This is a genomic window from Devosia sp. MDV22-iso42, assembly GCF_058629155.1.
Genome location: NZ_JBZVWR010000006.1, coordinates 673,749 through 689,592, shown reverse-complemented (window position 1 = coordinate 689,592; position 15,844 = coordinate 673,749). Strand labels below are relative to the sequence as shown.

General features: G+C 62.5%; 16 protein-coding genes and 1 tRNA gene. 12 read left to right on the top strand and 5 right to left on the bottom strand.

What is annotated here, in order from left to right:
- Positions 1-62 precede the first annotated feature (62 nt).
- The 8 genes from AC4NN3_RS05020 (at position 63) to AC4NN3_RS04985 (ending at position 7,850) form a co-directional block, all read left to right on the top strand.
- On the top strand, positions 63-1,001 hold the full coding sequence (locus AC4NN3_RS05020) for a carbohydrate ABC transporter permease (protein WP_491925995.1): 939 nt from the start codon (positions 63-65) through the stop codon (positions 999-1,001).
- 14 nt (positions 1,002-1,015) lie between these two features.
- A complete protein-coding gene (locus AC4NN3_RS05015; protein WP_491926464.1) occupies positions 1,016-1,930 on the top strand; it encodes a carbohydrate ABC transporter permease in 915 nt (304 codons plus the stop codon).
- A gap of 5 nt (positions 1,931-1,935) precedes the next feature.
- A complete protein-coding gene (locus AC4NN3_RS05010; RefSeq protein ID WP_491925994.1) occupies positions 1,936-3,018 on the top strand; it encodes an ABC transporter ATP-binding protein in 1,083 nt (360 codons plus the stop codon).
- Positions 3,019-3,201: 183 nt separating this feature from the next.
- On the top strand, positions 3,202-3,951 hold the full coding sequence (locus tag AC4NN3_RS05005) for a sugar phosphate isomerase/epimerase family protein (protein WP_491925993.1): 750 nt from the start codon (positions 3,202-3,204) through the stop codon (positions 3,949-3,951).
- Between the two features lie 2 nt (positions 3,952-3,953).
- Positions 3,954-5,093 (top strand): Gfo/Idh/MocA family protein, encoded by a 1,140-nt coding sequence (locus AC4NN3_RS05000; RefSeq protein WP_491925992.1) that lies wholly within the window; start codon positions 3,954-3,956, stop codon positions 5,091-5,093.
- 141 nt (positions 5,094-5,234) lie between these two features.
- Positions 5,235-6,290, top strand: a complete 1,056-nt coding sequence (locus AC4NN3_RS04995; protein ID WP_491925991.1) for a sugar phosphate isomerase/epimerase family protein — start codon at positions 5,235-5,237, stop codon at positions 6,288-6,290.
- A gap of 10 nt (positions 6,291-6,300) precedes the next feature.
- Positions 6,301-7,452 carry a Gfo/Idh/MocA family protein gene (locus AC4NN3_RS04990; protein WP_491925990.1) on the top strand — a complete coding sequence of 384 codons (1,152 nt, stop codon included), beginning with the start codon at positions 6,301-6,303 and terminating at the stop codon, positions 7,450-7,452.
- Positions 7,453-7,463: 11 nt separating this feature from the next.
- A complete protein-coding gene (locus AC4NN3_RS04985; protein ID WP_193336141.1) occupies positions 7,464-7,850 on the top strand; it encodes a tautomerase family protein in 387 nt (128 codons plus the stop codon).
- 53 nt (positions 7,851-7,903) lie between these two features.
- Here the strand turns inward: AC4NN3_RS04985 and AC4NN3_RS04980 are convergent, their stop codons facing one another.
- The 4 genes from AC4NN3_RS04980 to AC4NN3_RS04965 all read right to left on the bottom strand — a co-directional run bounded on the left by AC4NN3_RS04980 (position 7,904) and on the right by AC4NN3_RS04965 (position 9,820).
- Positions 7,904-8,770 (bottom strand): TraB/GumN family protein, encoded by an 867-nt coding sequence (locus AC4NN3_RS04980; RefSeq protein WP_491925989.1) that lies wholly within the window; start codon positions 8,768-8,770, stop codon positions 7,904-7,906.
- A 53-nt stretch (positions 8,771-8,823) separates the two neighbouring features.
- Positions 8,824-9,192 (bottom strand): VOC family protein, encoded by a 369-nt coding sequence (locus AC4NN3_RS04975; protein ID WP_491925988.1) that lies wholly within the window; start codon positions 9,190-9,192, stop codon positions 8,824-8,826.
- A 200-nt stretch (positions 9,193-9,392) separates the two neighbouring features.
- The gene (locus AC4NN3_RS04970; RefSeq protein ID WP_193336138.1) at positions 9,393-9,698 is read right to left on the bottom strand and encodes an ETC complex I subunit; all 306 of its coding nucleotides are present in this window, start codon (positions 9,696-9,698) and stop codon (positions 9,393-9,395) included.
- Positions 9,699-9,743: 45 nt separating this feature from the next.
- Positions 9,744-9,820 (bottom strand) — tRNA-Pro (locus AC4NN3_RS04965).
- A gap of 103 nt (positions 9,821-9,923) precedes the next feature.
- Between AC4NN3_RS04965 and AC4NN3_RS04960 the strand changes: the two genes are divergently transcribed.
- Entirely contained in the window at positions 9,924-10,658 is a 735-nt protein-coding gene (locus tag AC4NN3_RS04960) for a phosphatase PAP2 family protein (RefSeq protein ID WP_491925987.1), read from the top strand.
- 310 nt (positions 10,659-10,968) lie between these two features.
- On the opposite strand, the gene metC is transcribed toward AC4NN3_RS04960, so the two are convergent.
- Positions 10,969-12,153, bottom strand: coding sequence for a cystathionine beta-lyase (gene metC, locus AC4NN3_RS04955; protein WP_491925986.1), 1,185 nt, complete (start codon positions 12,151-12,153; stop codon positions 10,969-10,971).
- Positions 12,154-12,371: 218 nt separating this feature from the next.
- On the opposite strand from metC, the gene AC4NN3_RS04950 reads away from it, so the two are divergent.
- The 3 genes from AC4NN3_RS04950 (at position 12,372) to AC4NN3_RS04940 (ending at position 15,835) form a co-directional block, all read left to right on the top strand.
- On the top strand, positions 12,372-13,391 hold the full coding sequence (locus tag AC4NN3_RS04950) for an amino acid ABC transporter substrate-binding protein (RefSeq protein WP_491925985.1): 1,020 nt from the start codon (positions 12,372-12,374) through the stop codon (positions 13,389-13,391).
- Positions 13,392-13,506: 115 nt separating this feature from the next.
- Positions 13,507-14,697, top strand: a complete 1,191-nt coding sequence (locus tag AC4NN3_RS04945; RefSeq protein WP_491925984.1) for an amino acid ABC transporter permease — start codon at positions 13,507-13,509, stop codon at positions 14,695-14,697.
- A gap of 10 nt (positions 14,698-14,707) precedes the next feature.
- The gene (locus AC4NN3_RS04940; RefSeq protein WP_491925983.1) at positions 14,708-15,835 is read left to right on the top strand and encodes an amino acid ABC transporter permease; all 1,128 of its coding nucleotides are present in this window, start codon (positions 14,708-14,710) and stop codon (positions 15,833-15,835) included.
- The last annotated feature ends 9 nt before the right edge of the window (positions 15,836-15,844 follow it).

Genomic DNA, 15,844 nt, shown 5'->3' with positions numbered 1-15,844 from the left:
AGGAATGAAAGCGGTGGCCGACCTTTCTCCAAGGTCGGCCACCCACTCTTGGAGATACATTGATGGCGGACTCTGCCCTTCCCTTGGAAGCCGGCGCGACGGTCAATCGACCCAGCCTGCTGAAAAGAATCCTCTTCCACAACCTGCCCGCCAAGATCGCTGCGCTGCCCATGATGGTCACCGTGCTGGTCGTTTTCGTCGGCTGCACGCTCTGGACGATCTACTACTCGTTTACCAATTCCAAACTTCTGCCCACCGGCAAGTTCGTCGGCATCGAGCAATACGAGCGCCTGTTCGCCACGTCCCGCTGGAACGTATCGATCACCAACCTCGTCGCCTATGGCGTGATGTCGCTGGTCTTTACCCTGGTCGTGGGTTTCATCCTGGCGGTGCTGATTGACCAGAAGATCCGCTTCGAGAGCGCCTTCCGCACCATCATGCTCTATCCCTTTGCCCTGTCCTTCATCGTTACCGGCCTCGTCTGGCAGTGGATCATGAACCCGACCCTGGGCCTGCAGGGGACGATGCGCAATCTGGGCTGGACCGATTTCACTTTCGACTGGATCGCCAATCCCCGCATGGTGCTGTTCGCCCTGCTCATCGCCGGTCTCTGGCATGGCACGGGTTTCTGCATGGTTCTGATGCTGGCCGGCCTGCGCGGCGTCGATGAGGAAATCTGGAAGGCTGCCCGCATCGACGGCATTCCCACCTGGCGCACCTATGTCTCGATCGTCATTCCCATGATGCGCGGCGTGCTCGTCACGGCCGTGGTGATCATTGGTTCAGGCATCGTCCGACTCTACGACCTTGTGGTGGCGCTCACCAATGGCGGCCCCGGCATCTCCTCGGAAGTGCCCGCTAAATACGTCTACAACTACATGTTCTCGGGCGGCAATATCGGCCAGGGCCTTGCCGCTGCAACCATGATGCTGCTCTCCGTGCTGATCATCATGATCCCTTGGGCCTATCTTGAATTCGGTGGAAAGGGACGTCGCACATGAGCCAGACCTCAACCATGACCGGCGCCATGCCGGCCACTGTCGACGGCGCCGTCGAGCCGCGCGGCCCCCGGCCAAAGCCGTTCTTCACGCCCCGCAAGATCATCATCTATTCGATCCTGGTGATGTTCTCGCTCTACTACCTGTTTCCGCTCTACGTGATGTTCACCACCTCGCTCAAGTCGATGCCCGAAATCCGCTTCGGCAACATCTTCTCGCTGCCCACCGCGCCAAACTTCGACGCCTGGGTAAAGGCCTGGACCAGCGCCTGCACCGGCCTGACCTGCCAGGGTCTGGCCCCGGGTTTCTGGAACTCGGTCAAGATCACCATTCCAAGCACCATCATCTCGATCTTCATCGCCGCCGTGAACGGCTATGCGCTGATCAACTGGCGCTTCAAGGGCTCGGAAATCTTCTTTGCCATCCTGATCTTCGGCTCCTTCATCCCCTACCAGGTGTTCCTCTATCCCATGGTGATGATTACCCGCGAGCTGGGCATCTTCGGTACCCTGCAGGCCGTCATCATCGTCCATACCGTCTTCGGCATGCCGATCCTGACGCTGCTCTTCCGCAACTACTTCGCGTCGCTGCCCCAGGAACTGTTCAAGGCGGCACGTGTGGATGGTGCCGGCTTCTGGCGCATTTTCTTCGAGATCATGCTGCCCATGAGCCTGCCGATCTTCGTGGTGGCGCTGATCCTGCAGATCACCGGTATCTGGAACGACTTCCTGTTCGGTGTCGTCTTCGCCGGCACGCAGAATTACCCGATGACCGTCCAGCTCAACAACATCGTCAACTCGGCCCAGGGCACGCCCGAATACAACGTGAACATGGCCGCTACCGTTCTGACCGGCCTTGTGCCGCTGGCGGTTTATTTCGTCTCCGGCAAGTGGTTCGTCCGCGGTGTTGCTGCCGGTGCGGTGAAGGGATAACTCGAATGCAAAATAGCGTTTCCATCCGCGACCTGTCGCTCAATTTCGGCAGCGTCAAAGTCCTCGAGCATCTCGACCTCGAGATTGCCCAGGGCGAGTTCATCGTGCTGCTGGGGCCCTCGGGCTGTGGCAAGTCGACCTTGCTCAACTGCATCGCCGGCCTGCTCGATGTCTCCGACGGGCAGATCTTCATCGGCGGCAAGAATGTCACCTGGCTCGAGCCCAAGGATCGCGGCATCGGCATGGTGTTCCAGTCCTATGCGCTCTATCCGCAGATGACGGTCGAGCGGAACCTCAGCTTCGGCCTGCGTGTCTCCGGCATGAAGAAGGACGAGATCGAAAAACGCGTGGCCCGCGCCGCCGAGATTCTCCAGATCGAAGCCTTGCTCGATCGCAAGCCGGCCAACCTGTCGGGCGGTCAGCGCCAGCGCGTGGCCATCGGTCGTGCCCTGGTGCGCGACGTGGACGTATTCCTGTTCGACGAGCCGCTGTCTAACCTCGATGCCAAGCTCCGCTCGGATTTGCGCGTCGAGATCAAGCGGCTGCATCACCGGCTCAAGAATACCATGATCTATGTGACGCACGACCAGATCGAGGCCCTGACCCTGGCAGACCGCATTGCCGTCATGAAGAATGGCGTCATTCAGCAGCTAAGCGACCCGCACACCATCTATAACCGGCCCGTCAACCTCTATGTGGCCGGCTTTATCGGCTCGCCGCAGATGAACATGTTCGAGGGTACGCTGGACGGCACCACCTTCACGGCCAAGGACGGCACCGCCGTTCCGGTCGGCACCTATGGCTTCACCACCCCGGTGACCGGCGCCATCAAGGCCGTGCTGGGCATTCGTCCCGAGCATATCGTTCTGGGCGATGCCGCCGCCGGCATGCCGTTCCAGACCGATGCCGAGATCGAGATCGTCGAACCTATGGGTTCGGACACCCTGGCCTGGACCAATATTGCCGGCCAGTCGGTGACCTTCCGTTGCGACAGCGACGTGGTCATCCAGTCCGGCCAGAAGGTCCGCCTCGGCTTCGATCCCGGGCGTGGCTCGCTGTTCAGCAGCGATACCACCAATCGCCTCTAGGCCTGCCCTGAACTGCGGGGCGCTCCGTTGCGCCCCGCCACCCGCCCGACGCAATCGCCGGTCATGTTACTTTACGGCAATTGACCTGCCCGTCGCGCAGGACACCATTTTCAAACAGCGCTAGCTACCTGGCACCGCCAGACGCGTCGCAATGCCCAATTCCAACGTTACAATGAGGCCAAAATGACCGAACTGTCATTCCAGCTCTACAGCGCCCGCAATGTCCCTTCGCTCGAGGATTTCCTCGCCACGCTCGGCACCCTTGGCTACACTCAGGTCGAAGGCTATGGCGGCCTCTACGCCGATCCGGCGGCGCTGGCCGCCAATCTCAAGAAGAACGGCCTCTCCATGCCGACCGGCCATTTCGGCCCGGCCCAGGTCGCCGATGTCTCGACCACGCTCAAGACCGCCGAGACGCTGGGCATCAAGAAGATCTTCTGTCCCCATATCGGCCCCGAGGGCCGCAGCACCGACGAGTCCAAGTGGCTCGAACTGGCTGAAATGCTGGCCGGCGCCGCCGAGACCTATACCAAGCATGGCTATGGCTTCGGCTGGCACAACCACGATTTCGAATTCGTGCCGACCAGCTCGGGCCGCACGCCGATGGAAATCATCCTCGAGACCGCACCCCAGATCGAATGGGAGGCTGACGTCGCCTGGATCGTCCGCGGCAAGGCCGACCCGGTCGCCTGGTTCGACAAATATGGCGACCGCATCACCGCCGTGCACGTCAAGGATATCGCGCCGGCGGGCGAGTGCCTCGACGAAGACGGCTGGGCCGATGTCGGGCAGGGCGTCCTCAATTGGGATGAGCTGATCGGCAAGGTCACCTCCAAGACCCGCGCTGAATATTTCGTCGCCGAACACGACAAGCCGTCCGATGCGGTGCGCTTTGCCACGCGCTCGATCGCTGCCGCCAAGAAGTGGAAGTAAGCATGGCCAAGACCTTTGGCGTCGGCATCATGGGTGCCGGCAATATCTCTGCCGCCTATCTGCGCCTCGCGCCCCTGTTCAAGGGGCTCGAGGTCCGCGCCGTGGCCGATATCATTCCCGCCGCCGCGCAGAAGCGGGCCGAGGAATTTGGTGTCACCGCCCAGACGCCCGACGAGCTGCTCAAGAACAGCGAGCTCGACGTCATCGTCAACCTGACCATTCCCTCGACCCATTATTCGGTGTCGATGGACATCATCTCGGCCGGCAAGCATGCCTATTCGGAAAAGCCCTTCGTGCTGTCGCTCGAAGAGGGCACCTCGCTCAAGAAGGCCGCCGAGGAGCGCAAGCTCAAGGTCGGCAGCGCGCCGGACACCTTCCTCGGTGGCGCCCATCAGCAGGCCCGCCAGATCATCGACAGCGGCCAGCTCGGCAAGATCATGAGCGGCACCACCCATGTGATGAGCCGCGGCATGGAGCACTGGCACCCCAACCCCGACTTCTTCTTCCAGGTCGGCGCCGGTCCCATCCTCGATCTCGGCCCCTATTACGTCACCGAGCTGATCCATCTGCTCGGCCCGGTCAAGCGCCTCTCGGCCTTCACCAACATGGCCCGCACCGAGCGCGAAGTAACCGCCGAAGGGCCGTTCAAGGGCACCTTCGTCAAGGTCGGCACGCCTACCACCATCCATGGCGTGCTTGAATTCGTCTCCGGCGCCATCATTACCATCGGCGCCAGCTGGGACGTGGCGGCGCATGGCCACCACAATATCGAGCTCTATGGTACCGATGGCTCGATCTTCGTGCCCGATCCCAACTTCTTCGGCGGCGATCTGGTTACGGCCGACATCGCTGGCACCCGCAGCACGGTCACGCCCTGGGATCACCCCTTCGGCATTGCCAACCAGGACCTCGACAAGCCCACCCCCCGCGCCAATTACCGCACGGCGGGCCTCGCTGACATGATGGCCTCCATCGACGGCGGCTATACCGCCCGGTGCGGCCTTGACGTGGCCCTGCATGCCGTCGACGTCATGACCAGCCTGCTCAAGGCCGGCGAGAGCGGCCAGGTGCTGACACTCAGCACCACCTGCGAACGCCCGATGGCCTTGACGCCGGCCGACGCCCAGGCACTGCTGAAATAGTGAGGTTCGTACCTCATTGACAGGCACAGGGTGCCGGTCGACACTCACGCGATGATTGAGCAGGCGGCGGCCAACCCCTCCGCCTGTTTCTGCAAAAGCGGCAAAAGACCAGGGCGCCAAGCGCCATCAGAGGAGAAAATCATGCGTACGATCAAGGGTCCCGCCATCTTTCTGGCGCAGTTCGCCGGCGACGCTGCCCCGTTCAATTCCTTCGATGCCATCTGCGGCTGGGCCGCCAATTATGGCTACAAGGGCGTGCAGATTCCCACCTGGGTCGGCAGCCTGATCGATCTGGAAAAGGCGGCGACGTCAAAAACCTATTGCGACGAACTCAAGGGTACCGCCGCCAGCCATGGCATCGAGATCACCGAGCTCTCGACCCATCTGCAGGGCCAGCTGGTCGCGGCGCATCCGGTCTATGACACCATGCTGGATGGCTTTGCCCCGGCTTCCGTGCATGGCAATCCCAAGGCGCGCCAGGAATGGGCGGTGCAGCAGCTGCTCTGGGCCGCCAAGGCGTCACAGAATCTGGGCCTGACCGAACACGCGACCTTTTCGGGCGCGCTGGCCTGGCCCTTCCTCTATCCCTTCCCGCAGCGTCCCGCCGGCCTGGTCGAAGAGGCCTTTGACGAACTGGCCCGCCGCTGGACCCCGATCCTCAATGTCTTTGACGAGAACGGCGTCGACCTCTGCTACGAAATTCACCCCGGTGAAGACCTGCATGACGGCGTCAGCTATGAGATGTTCCTTGAGCGCGTGAACAACCACCCGCGCGCCAACCTGCTCTATGATCCCAGCCACTTCGTGCTGCAGCAGCTCGATTATCTCGACTACATCGACATCTATCACGAGCGCATCAAGATGTTCCACGTCAAGGATGCCGAGTTCAACCCGACCGGTCGCCAGGGTGTCTATGGCGGCTACCAGAGCTGGATCAACCGGGCAGGGCGCTTCCGCTCGCTCGGCGACGGTCAGGTCGATTTCGCATCCGTGTTCTCCAAGATGGCGCAGTACGATTTTGCCGGCTGGGCCGTGCTGGAATGGGAATGCGCCATCAAGCATCCCGAGGACGGCGCGCGCGAGGGCGCCGAGTTCATCAAGAACCACATCATCCACGTCACCGAACACGCCTTCGACGATTTTGCCTCGGCCGGCACCGATCTGGCCGCCAATCGCAAAATCCTCGGTCTGAGCTAGGAGCACACCAATGGCTGAAAACGGCGCAAAGCGCATTCGTCTGGGCATGGTTGGCGGCGGCACCGGCGCCTTCATCGGCTACGTGCACCGCGTCGCGGCCCGCATCGATGGCGATTATGACCTGGTGGCCGGCGCCCTGTCGTCGCGCCCCGAGGTCGCATTGGAGTCCGGCCGCAATATCGGCCTGGCGGAAGACCGCATCTATACCTCCTATGAGGAAATGGCCCGCGCCGAGGCAGCCCGCCCGGACGGTATCGAAGCCGTCTCCATCGTCACGCCCAACCACATGCATTACGGCCCCGCCAAGGCCTTCCTCGAGGCTGGCATCCACGTCATCTGCGACAAGCCGATTACCGCCACCATCGAGGACGCGCGCAAGCTGGCCGCGATCCAGCCGAAAAACGGCGCGCGCTTCCTGCTGACCCACAACTATACCGGCTATCCGCTGATCCGGCAGGCCCGCGAACTGGTCGAATCCGGCGCCCTGGGCACGATCCGCGTCATTCAGGTGGAATATCCGCAGGATTGGCTGACCGAAGCCACCAGCGACGACAACAAGCAGGCTTCCTGGCGTACCGATCCGGCGCGCTCGGGGGCGGGCGGCGCCATCGGCGATATCGGCACCCATGCCTATAACCTGGCGCGCTTCGTCACCGGCCTCAAGACCGATTCCGTCTCGGCCGACCTCACCAGCTTTGTCGAAGGCCGCCAGCTCGACGACAATGTGCATATCATGCTGCGCTTCGAGGGCGGCGCCAAGGGCATGCTCTGGGCCAGCCAGGTCGCCGTCGGCTGCGAAAACGGCCTGCAACTGCGCGTCTATGGCGACAAGGGCGGCATCGAGTGGCGCCAGGACAATCCCAACTACATGTGGTTCACCGAATTCGGCAAACCCAGGCAGTTGCTGACCCGCGGCGGCGCCATTTCGGGCAATGCCGCCTCGACCATGAATGTGCGCATCCCATCGGGCCATCCCGAAGGCTATCTAGAAGCGTTCGCCACGCTCTACAGCCAGTTCGCCGCCGTCATCCGCGGCGAGGGCGCCGCCTATGAAGGGCTGCTGCCCACCCTGGCCGATGGCGTTGAGGGCATGCAGTTCATCATGGCTTCGGTGCAGTCGAGCAAGAATGACGGCAAGTGGACCAGGTTGAGTGACGTCTAGAGGCCGCGGCGATGCCATCCACCCGCATTGAAACCCGCAAGGGCTGGCTCGGCAGCCGCCGGGCCGATTTCCTTGAGGCCGTGCAGCAATCGCTGGTCGAGGGTCTGCTGATCCCCGACCGCGATCGCGATATCAGGCTGATCCAGCTCGATCCCGAGGATTTCCTGCTGCCCGCAGGCGCCAATCCCTGTCGCACCACCATCGAGATCGCCCTGTTCACCGGCCGCAGCATCGAGGCCAAGCGCCGGCTCTACCAGGCGCTGGTCACGCGGCTGGCGCCCTTTGGCCTGGTCGCCGCCGACATCAAGGTGCTGCTGGTGGAGGTCGATCGGCCCAATTGGGGGCTCAACGGCGTCCCGGCGTCCGAAATGGACCTCGACTTCAAGGTCGACGTCTAGCGCAGGGCGGCGCGCCGTTACAGCGGCGCGTTACCGCGAGGCGGGCCCCACGTCTATTGCAGGCGTTCGACGGTGTAGCCGGCTTCCTCGAGAAGCTCGAGCACGCTGCCATCGCCCACGAGGTGGCCGGCACCCACGATCACCAGGCTTTCCACATCATCGGCCAGCATCGTCTCGAGCGGTGCGATCCAGTTGCGATTGCGCGCATGGATCAGCCGGTCCATGAAGGCCGCGTCCATGCCCCCCGCTTCCACGGCAAGCACCGCTGCCAGGGCGTCGGGATTGCCGCTTACCCAGCGCTGCAGCACCTTGCTCATCAGCTTGGACAGGCTCGCCATATCGTCCAGTGTGGCGGCCAGCATCGCCAGCTGCTCCTCCACCGACCCGCCAGTCAGCACGGCCAGCTGTTCGTCGCCGGTCTCGAGATAGCCCATCCGCCCCGCCTCCAGTTCCGGCAGCAGCACCAGCTCGACGCCCGCTGCCGTATAGCCCCGCGATGCCATGGCAGCGGCCGAGACGGTATTGGCCGCCATCCATGGCTTCATCGCCAGCAGCGTGCCGAAGGGCACGGCCGCTGACGCTGCAAATTCGCGCAGCTTGCGCTCCATCTCGTCATCGATGATGTCGGTCAGCAGCGTGCCGTCGACATAGATGCCCTCGACATAGGCACGGGCCCCCAGTTCGGTCATGGCGGCGAAGCTGAGATCGGTTTCAAAGATCACCCGGTCGGCCCTGGCCAGCATGGCGTCGAACAAAGGGGTACGCCAGGCCAGGTCCTCGGGCAGGACATGAACCGAGCCGAAGAGCCGAATGGCGCTATTGCCATCGCGGACCTCCCAAAGCGCCGGCGCAGCGGCGACGGGCGCGGCCAGGCCCAACATGCAGAGGGCGGCGAACAGGCGGGCAGAAAGGGACATCATGAACGGCTCCTCGATGGGCCAGTCTGGCAGCTCAAATTGCCAATGCCAAAGACTTATTCGGTCGACGAGTCGACCGGACCCGCCGGTGGCTGCCACAGCTCGATTGGATTGCCTTCGGGGTCGTGAATGCGGGCGAAGCGGCCGGTTTCCGGCGTGTCCCATTCGTCCCGCGTCTCGACGGTGATTCCGGCCTGCTGCAGCTGGGCGATGAGTTCGCCAATGTCATCGACCCGGAAATTGATCATCCACTGCCGGTCGGCCGCGAAATAATCCGTATTCGCCTTGAACGGCGCAAACACGGTCAGGCCCGCCTCCTGATTCCAGAAACCTGTTACCCCCAGATGGGTTTCGTACCAGGCAGCGAGCCCGGCAGTGTCCTGCGCCCGAAAGAAAACCCCGCCTATGCCTGTAGCCTTGCCCATGATCGCCACTCCCTGCTGCACCCAGCAAACACGCAAGCCTGTCGCCTGGGCAAGCCTCTGGCCGCGAATTGATCGCGTGCACGGCGGGCGAGGGGGACTATTGTGGTGCGCTCGTGGCCAGATTGGCCAGAACACCGGCAACAAGAATAATGCGCCGCAATCGCTTGCAGCACATGGTCGTCAGGCGGCGGGATGGAAGATCAGTGCGTCCAGGGAGTCTTGCGGTCGGCCCGGAAATTGTCGGGATAGCTTGAACGCTGCGGCGTGGTCTCGTGCGCCGGCTGCACCGAATAGGCGATGCCATTCTTCTGGGCATAGGCTTCGGCCTCTTCCTGCGTGTCGAACGACAGGCGAACCTGCTGCCTGGTATCGCTGGAAGTGGTGTAGCCCATCAACGGGTCAATGCCGCGCGGCGCGGCCATTTCGTGTATCAAGACCCACTGCTTGGACTTGCCTTTTCCCGACTGCATGGCGTTTGGGGCCGGGCGGTAAATGCGGGCGGTCATGCAAAGTCCTCAACACGATGCGGTGCGCCAAAAGGCGAATTGTGATGGTCGGAGTACAAAGATTCGAACTTTGGACCCCTGGTTCCCAAAACCAGTGCTCTACCAGGCTGAGCTACACTCCGAGATCACCGCCGTCACCTAGCCTGTTCTCCGACCAAGGGCAAGCGCAACCACACCAACTTTCTCTGGATTGACGAAAACTTCCCGCACGTTCATTGAACTGGCATGCAGAACCTTGAACGTCGCTGGCCCTTTGGGCTGACCCGGAAGTCTTGGCCCGACGCCGCTGCGGCGGTCATTCTGGTACTGTTTGTGCTGCTCTTTTTTGACGCTTGGATCTCGGTGACGCTGCGGGCCTGGCCCGAGGTATGGCGGGCGCCCTTTGGCTTTGTCACCCATTTTGGCCTGTCCGACTGGGTGCTGATCCCCTCGCTGCTGATTCTGCTGCTGGCCTTGCTCGCCCTGCGTCTGCCTGTCAGGCGCTATCGGGCGGCCATTGCCGAACTCAGTCTGTTGTCGGGCTTCATCTTTGTCGCCGTCGGCCTGCCGGGTCTGGCGGGCAACCTGCTCAAGCGCCTGTTCGGTCGCGCCCGCCCGGACCATTACCCGGAACTGGGGGCTTTCCACTTCCAGCCGATTCTCAACGACTGGAGCTTCCAGAGCTTTCCCTCCGGTCACAGCACCACGGCCATCGGCACCGCCCTGGTGGTTGGCTTCCTGTTTCCGCGCTTCTTTTCGCTCATCCTCTTCATCGCCGTGATGACCGGCCTGTCGCGCATTGTCACCGGCCAGCACTACGCCACGGACGTCATTGCCGGCTTTGTTGTCGGCGGGCTAGGGGCCTACATCATCCGCAACGAATTTGCCCGCCGGCGCTGGTTGTTTGCCGCCCGCGCCGACGGCAGCATACGCTTCCGCGGCCTGCCCAGCCTGCGCCGCCTGTTCCGCGGTCGCGCCTGATCGCCTGATCGCCCTTTTGTCCCGCTTATCCCCGCCTGTAAAACTGCGCGCATACTCTACCCATCACCCCGCATGGGCGGCCTGCAGGCGAACAGTGGTGGGGTGAGCCGGGTGGGAGACGCCTCTCCCACAGGTTCCACGCTTCGGTTGCGACAGGGCGAGCGACCCCTAGGACCGGACAGTTCCAAAAACCGGCGCCCCGAGGCGGTTATCGTCTCACTACTTTAACTTACCGGAGGCGGCACCCGCCTCGGGGCCCGCTCCTGCTGGCACCGGAGGCCATCTGGCCGTCCGGCGCGGCTGCGCGTCCCTAGCGGGCCGCAGCGTAGCGCGCGATCGCCGCGCTGAGGTCGGCCTTGAGGTCATCGACGCCTTCCAGCCCGATATGCAGCCGGAACAGATTGCCCGCCGCCGTCCAGGGTTTTGCCGTGCGGTTGGCCCCCAGCTTGACCGGGATGCACAGGCTCTCATAGCCGCCCCAGGAATAGCCCATGGTGAAGATACCCAGGCCGTCGACAAAGGCCGCCACCGCCGCGCGCGGGGCAGGGGCCAGCATGACGCTGAACAGGCTCCCCGACCCCGTGAAATCGCGCTTGAATAGGGCGTGGTCGGGATGGCTGGGCAGCGCTGGATGCAGCACCTGCACCACCTCGTCCTGGCTTTCGAGCCAGCCGGCAATATCGAGCGCCCGCGCCTGATGCTCCTTCATGCGGATCGCCAGCGTGCGCAGGCCGCGCGCCACCAGGAAGGCGTCATCGCCCGAGGTGAAAAAGCCCAGCAGCGCCCGCGTCGCTTCCACTTCAGGCCAGGCCGCCTCTGTGGTCGAGATGGTGCCGGCAAAGGCGTCCGAATGGCCGACGAACATCTTGGTGCCGGCATGCACGACCAAGTCGGCGCCCAGCGCCAGCGGCTGGTGATAGAGCGGGCTGGCCCAGCTATTGTCGACGATCAGCCGCGCCCCATTGGCATGTGCCGCAGCGGCAATCGCCGGAATATCCTGCACCTCGAAGGTCAGCGAGCCGGGGCTTTCCGCCAGTACTGCGGTGGTATTGGGCTGCATCAGCCCGCTGATGCCGGCGCCGATCCGCGGATCGTAATAGCGTGCGGTGACACCCATGCGCTTGAGGAAGCCATCGGCAAAGGAACGGCCTGGCTCATAGGCGCTGTCCGAGATCAGCACATCGTCGCCCGCCTTGACGCAGCTCAGCACCGCAATGGTGATCGCCGCCAGACCCGAGGGCACCAGGCGCGTGCGATAGGCGCCTTCGAGTTCGGTGATCACCGCCTCGACGCTTTCCGTGGTGGGATTGCCGGCGCGGCCATAGAGATAGCGCTGTTTCTGCCCCGTCATATCGTCGAGGGTTTTGAACAGCACGGTGGAGCCGCGATAGACCGGCGTATTGACGAAGCCGAACTGGTCGTCCGGTTCACGACCGTGATGGGTCAGGATGGTTTCGACGGAAAGCTCTGCGTTGCCGCTTTTTTTATCATTCATGCTGGGCTCGTTGCTCAATATCCAGTCAAACACATGGCGGTGTCCAAATAAGTGTCAGCGTCGCTGTCTCAAGCCGCCTTCTACCCTTGACGTATCGGTCAATAGACGCTTGCATGCTTAGCAGCATCACAACTGCTCTTGAAAGAGTGGAGGTGCCACCGGGGAATTGGGTTCGCCCACCACCCCGGGACACACGGTCAGGAAACAAAGGCAACAACATGCAAAAATCGCTCGTAACGCTCGCACTCGCGGCCTCGATCGGCCTCGTTGGCGCGACTACTGCACAGGCAGCCATTCTCGAAGACGTAGTGGCCAAGGGTTACATCCAGTGTGGTGTGACTGGTGGCGTGGCCGGTTTCTCCGCCCCCGACGCAAACAACGTCTGGACGGGTCTGGAAGTCGACTATTGCCGTGCCCTTGCCGCCGCCATTTTCAATGACGCAGACGCCGTTCGCTTCACCTCGCTGACCAGCCAGGAACGCTTCACCGCTCTCTCGGCTGGCGAAGTCGACGTGCTGTCGCGTACCACCACCTGGACCATGAGCCGCGATACCCAGCTCGGCATCAGCTTTGTCGGCACCATGTTCTATGACGGCCAGGGCTTCATGGTCCGCAAGGCCGACGGCATCGATTCGGCACTCGACCTGTCCGGCGCCGCCATCTGCCTGGAATCGGGCACCACCACCGAACTGAACGCTGCTGACTATTTCGCTGCCAATGGCATGGAATTCAACACCGTCGTGTTCGTCGATCAGGACGAAGTCGTGAAGGCCTATGAAGACGGCCGTTGCGACGTCTACACCACGGACTCCTCGGCTCTGGCCGCTGAACGTTCCAAGTTCGCCGTGCCGGATGATCATATCATCCTGCCCGAGATCATCTCCAAGGAGCCACTGGGCCCCGTGGTTCGCGCTGGCGACCCGACCTGGTTCAACATTGCGCGCTGGACCTACTTTGCCCTGCTCGAAGCTGAGGAACTCGGCGTTTCGCAGGCCAATGTCGACGAGATGCTCGGCTCCGACAACCCAGCCATCAAGCGCCTGCTCGGCGTTGAAGGCGATTTCGGCACCCCGCTCGGCCTGACTAAGGACTGGGCTTACCAGATCGTCAAGCTGGTCGGTAACTATGCCGAGACCTATGAGCGCAACGTCGGCCCATCGACCCCGATCGGTCTCGAGCGCGGTCTGAACGCCCTGTGGAGCGACGGTGGCATCCAGTACGCCGCGCCCATTCGCTAACTTGACCATAGTCCCGGCGTTCCTGACGGAGCGCCGGGTCTTCTGTTTCTAGGGTCGTTGCCCGCGGGGCGACGCGTGAAACAGCCGTGTTATTGGCGGCTTGGGGACTAATCACATGACTGCGCTCGACGCGGGGCCCTCGGCGGCCCCCAAGACGTTCTTTTTCAACGATCCGGTAATCCGCGGCATTGTCTACCAGATCGTGGTGGCCGCAATCCTGGTGTCGTTCATTCTCTGGATCATCGGCAACACAGCGGCCAACCTGGCTGCCCAGAACAAGACCACGGGTTTTGACTTCCTCTGGAGCACAGCCGGCTTCGACATCAGCTTCACCCTGCTGCCCTGGACACGCGCCTCCATCTACTGGCAGGCCTTCCTCGTCGGCATCACCAATACGCTGCTGGTGGCCTTCATCGGCATCATCGCCGCCACCATTCTTGGCTTCACCATCGGCATCGCGCGCCTGAGCAGCAACTTCATCGTCTCAAGCCTCGCCACCGTCTATGTCGAGACCATCCGCAACATCCCCCTGCTGCTGCAGCTATTCTTCTGGTACTTCGCCGTCCTCAAGACCATGCCGGCGGTACGCGCATCCTATGAACTGCCCTTCGATTCCTTCATCAATCAGCGCGGCATCTTCGTCCCCAAGCCGCTGCCCGATGAGCAATTCATCTTTGTCTGGATTGCCTTTGCCCTGGCGATCGCCGGCGTTGTGGCGCTGCGTATCTGGGCGCGCAAGCGCCTTGAGGCCACCGGCAAGCGCTTTCCGGTCTTTTTGTCGTCCGTCGCCATCCTGGTGCTGCTGCCGCTCCTGGTCGGTCTGCTGAGCGGCGCCAATGTGGCCTTTGAGCTGCCCGTCCTGGAGCGCTTCAATTTCAAGGGTGGCGTCCAGCTGCCGCCGGAGTTTCTCGCGCTGCTGTTCGGCCTGACCATCTATACGGCGTCGTTCATTGCCGAGACGGTGCGCGGCGGCATCCAGGCCGTCAGCCACGGACAGACCGAGGCCGCCCAGTCGCTCGGGCTCAAGGAGGGCGATCGACTGCGTCTGGTCATCGTGCCGCAGGCCATGCGCGTCATCGTGCCGCCGCTGACCAGCCAGTACCTCAACCTGACGAAGAACTCGTCACTGGGCGCGGCCATCGGCTATCCCGAACTGGTCAACGTGTTTTCCGGCACAGCGCTGAACCAGACGGGCCGGGCGATCGAGTGTATCGCCCTGACCATGCTGGTCTATCTGACCTTCTCGCTGATCACGTCGGCGATCATGAACTGGTACAATGCCCGCGTCAGCCTGGTCGAGCGGTAGGAGATCAGCCATGACCGATATTGGATTTGTTCGTTCTGAACTGGTACCCGCCAAACCAGCGCCAAACCGCACCAGCGGCGCGATCGTCTGGGTACAGAAAAACCTGTTCGCCACACCACTGGACGCCCTGCTGACCGTGCTAGGTGCCCTGTTCCTGCTCTGGATCGTGCCGCCGCTGTTCAACTTCGTCATCGGCCACGCCGTGGGGCCGATGGGCACGGTTGAAGAGTGCCGCGCCATCGAAGCCGGGGCCTGCTGGGCCTACATCTACAACGAGATGGAATTCTTCATCTACGGTTTCTACGACATCCCCCAGCATTGGCGGCCAAACCTGGTCTTCGCCATGGGCGCGTTGCTTTTCGTGCCCCTGCTGATGCCCAAGCTTCCCTACAAGCGGCTCAACGCGGCGCTGTTCCTGTTTGTCTATCCCATTGTCAGCTACTTCCTGCTGGCCGGCGGCGTGTTCGGTCTGTCCCCGATGCCGACCGAAAAGTGGGGCGGCCTGCTGGTGACGCTGATCATCTCGGTTGTCGGCATCACGCTGTCCTTCCCCCTCGGGATCGTCCTGGCACTGGGTCGGCAGTCTTCGCTGCCGGTCATCAAGACGCTCTGCGTGGCCTTCATCGAACTGATCCGCGCTGTCCCGCTGATCACCATCCTGTTCATGGCCTCGATCATGTTGCCGCTGTTCATGCCCCAGGGCACCACGGTGGACAAATTGCTGCGGGCCCTGGTTGGCGTCACCCTGTTCACCTCCGCCTATATGGCTGAAGTCGTGCGTGGCGGCCTGCAGGCCATCCCGCGTGGCCAATACGAAGCTGCCGCCTCCCTGGGGCTGGGCTACTGGCAGCGGATGTACTTCATCATTCTGCCCCAGGCGCTCAAGCATGTGATCCCCGGCATCGTGAACAACTTCATCGCGCTGTTCAAGGATACCTCGCTTGTCTACATCGTGGGCATGAAGGACCTGCTCGAGGCGGTCAAAACCAAGAATGACTCGGCCCTTGAATGGCAGTCGGCCAATACGGCCACGACCGGCTACCTGTTCGCCGCCATGGTGTTCTGGGTCTTCTGCTTCTCCATGTCGCGCTATTCCATGTTCATGGAGCGCCGTCTCAATACCGGCCACAAAAGGTAGCTGAAAATG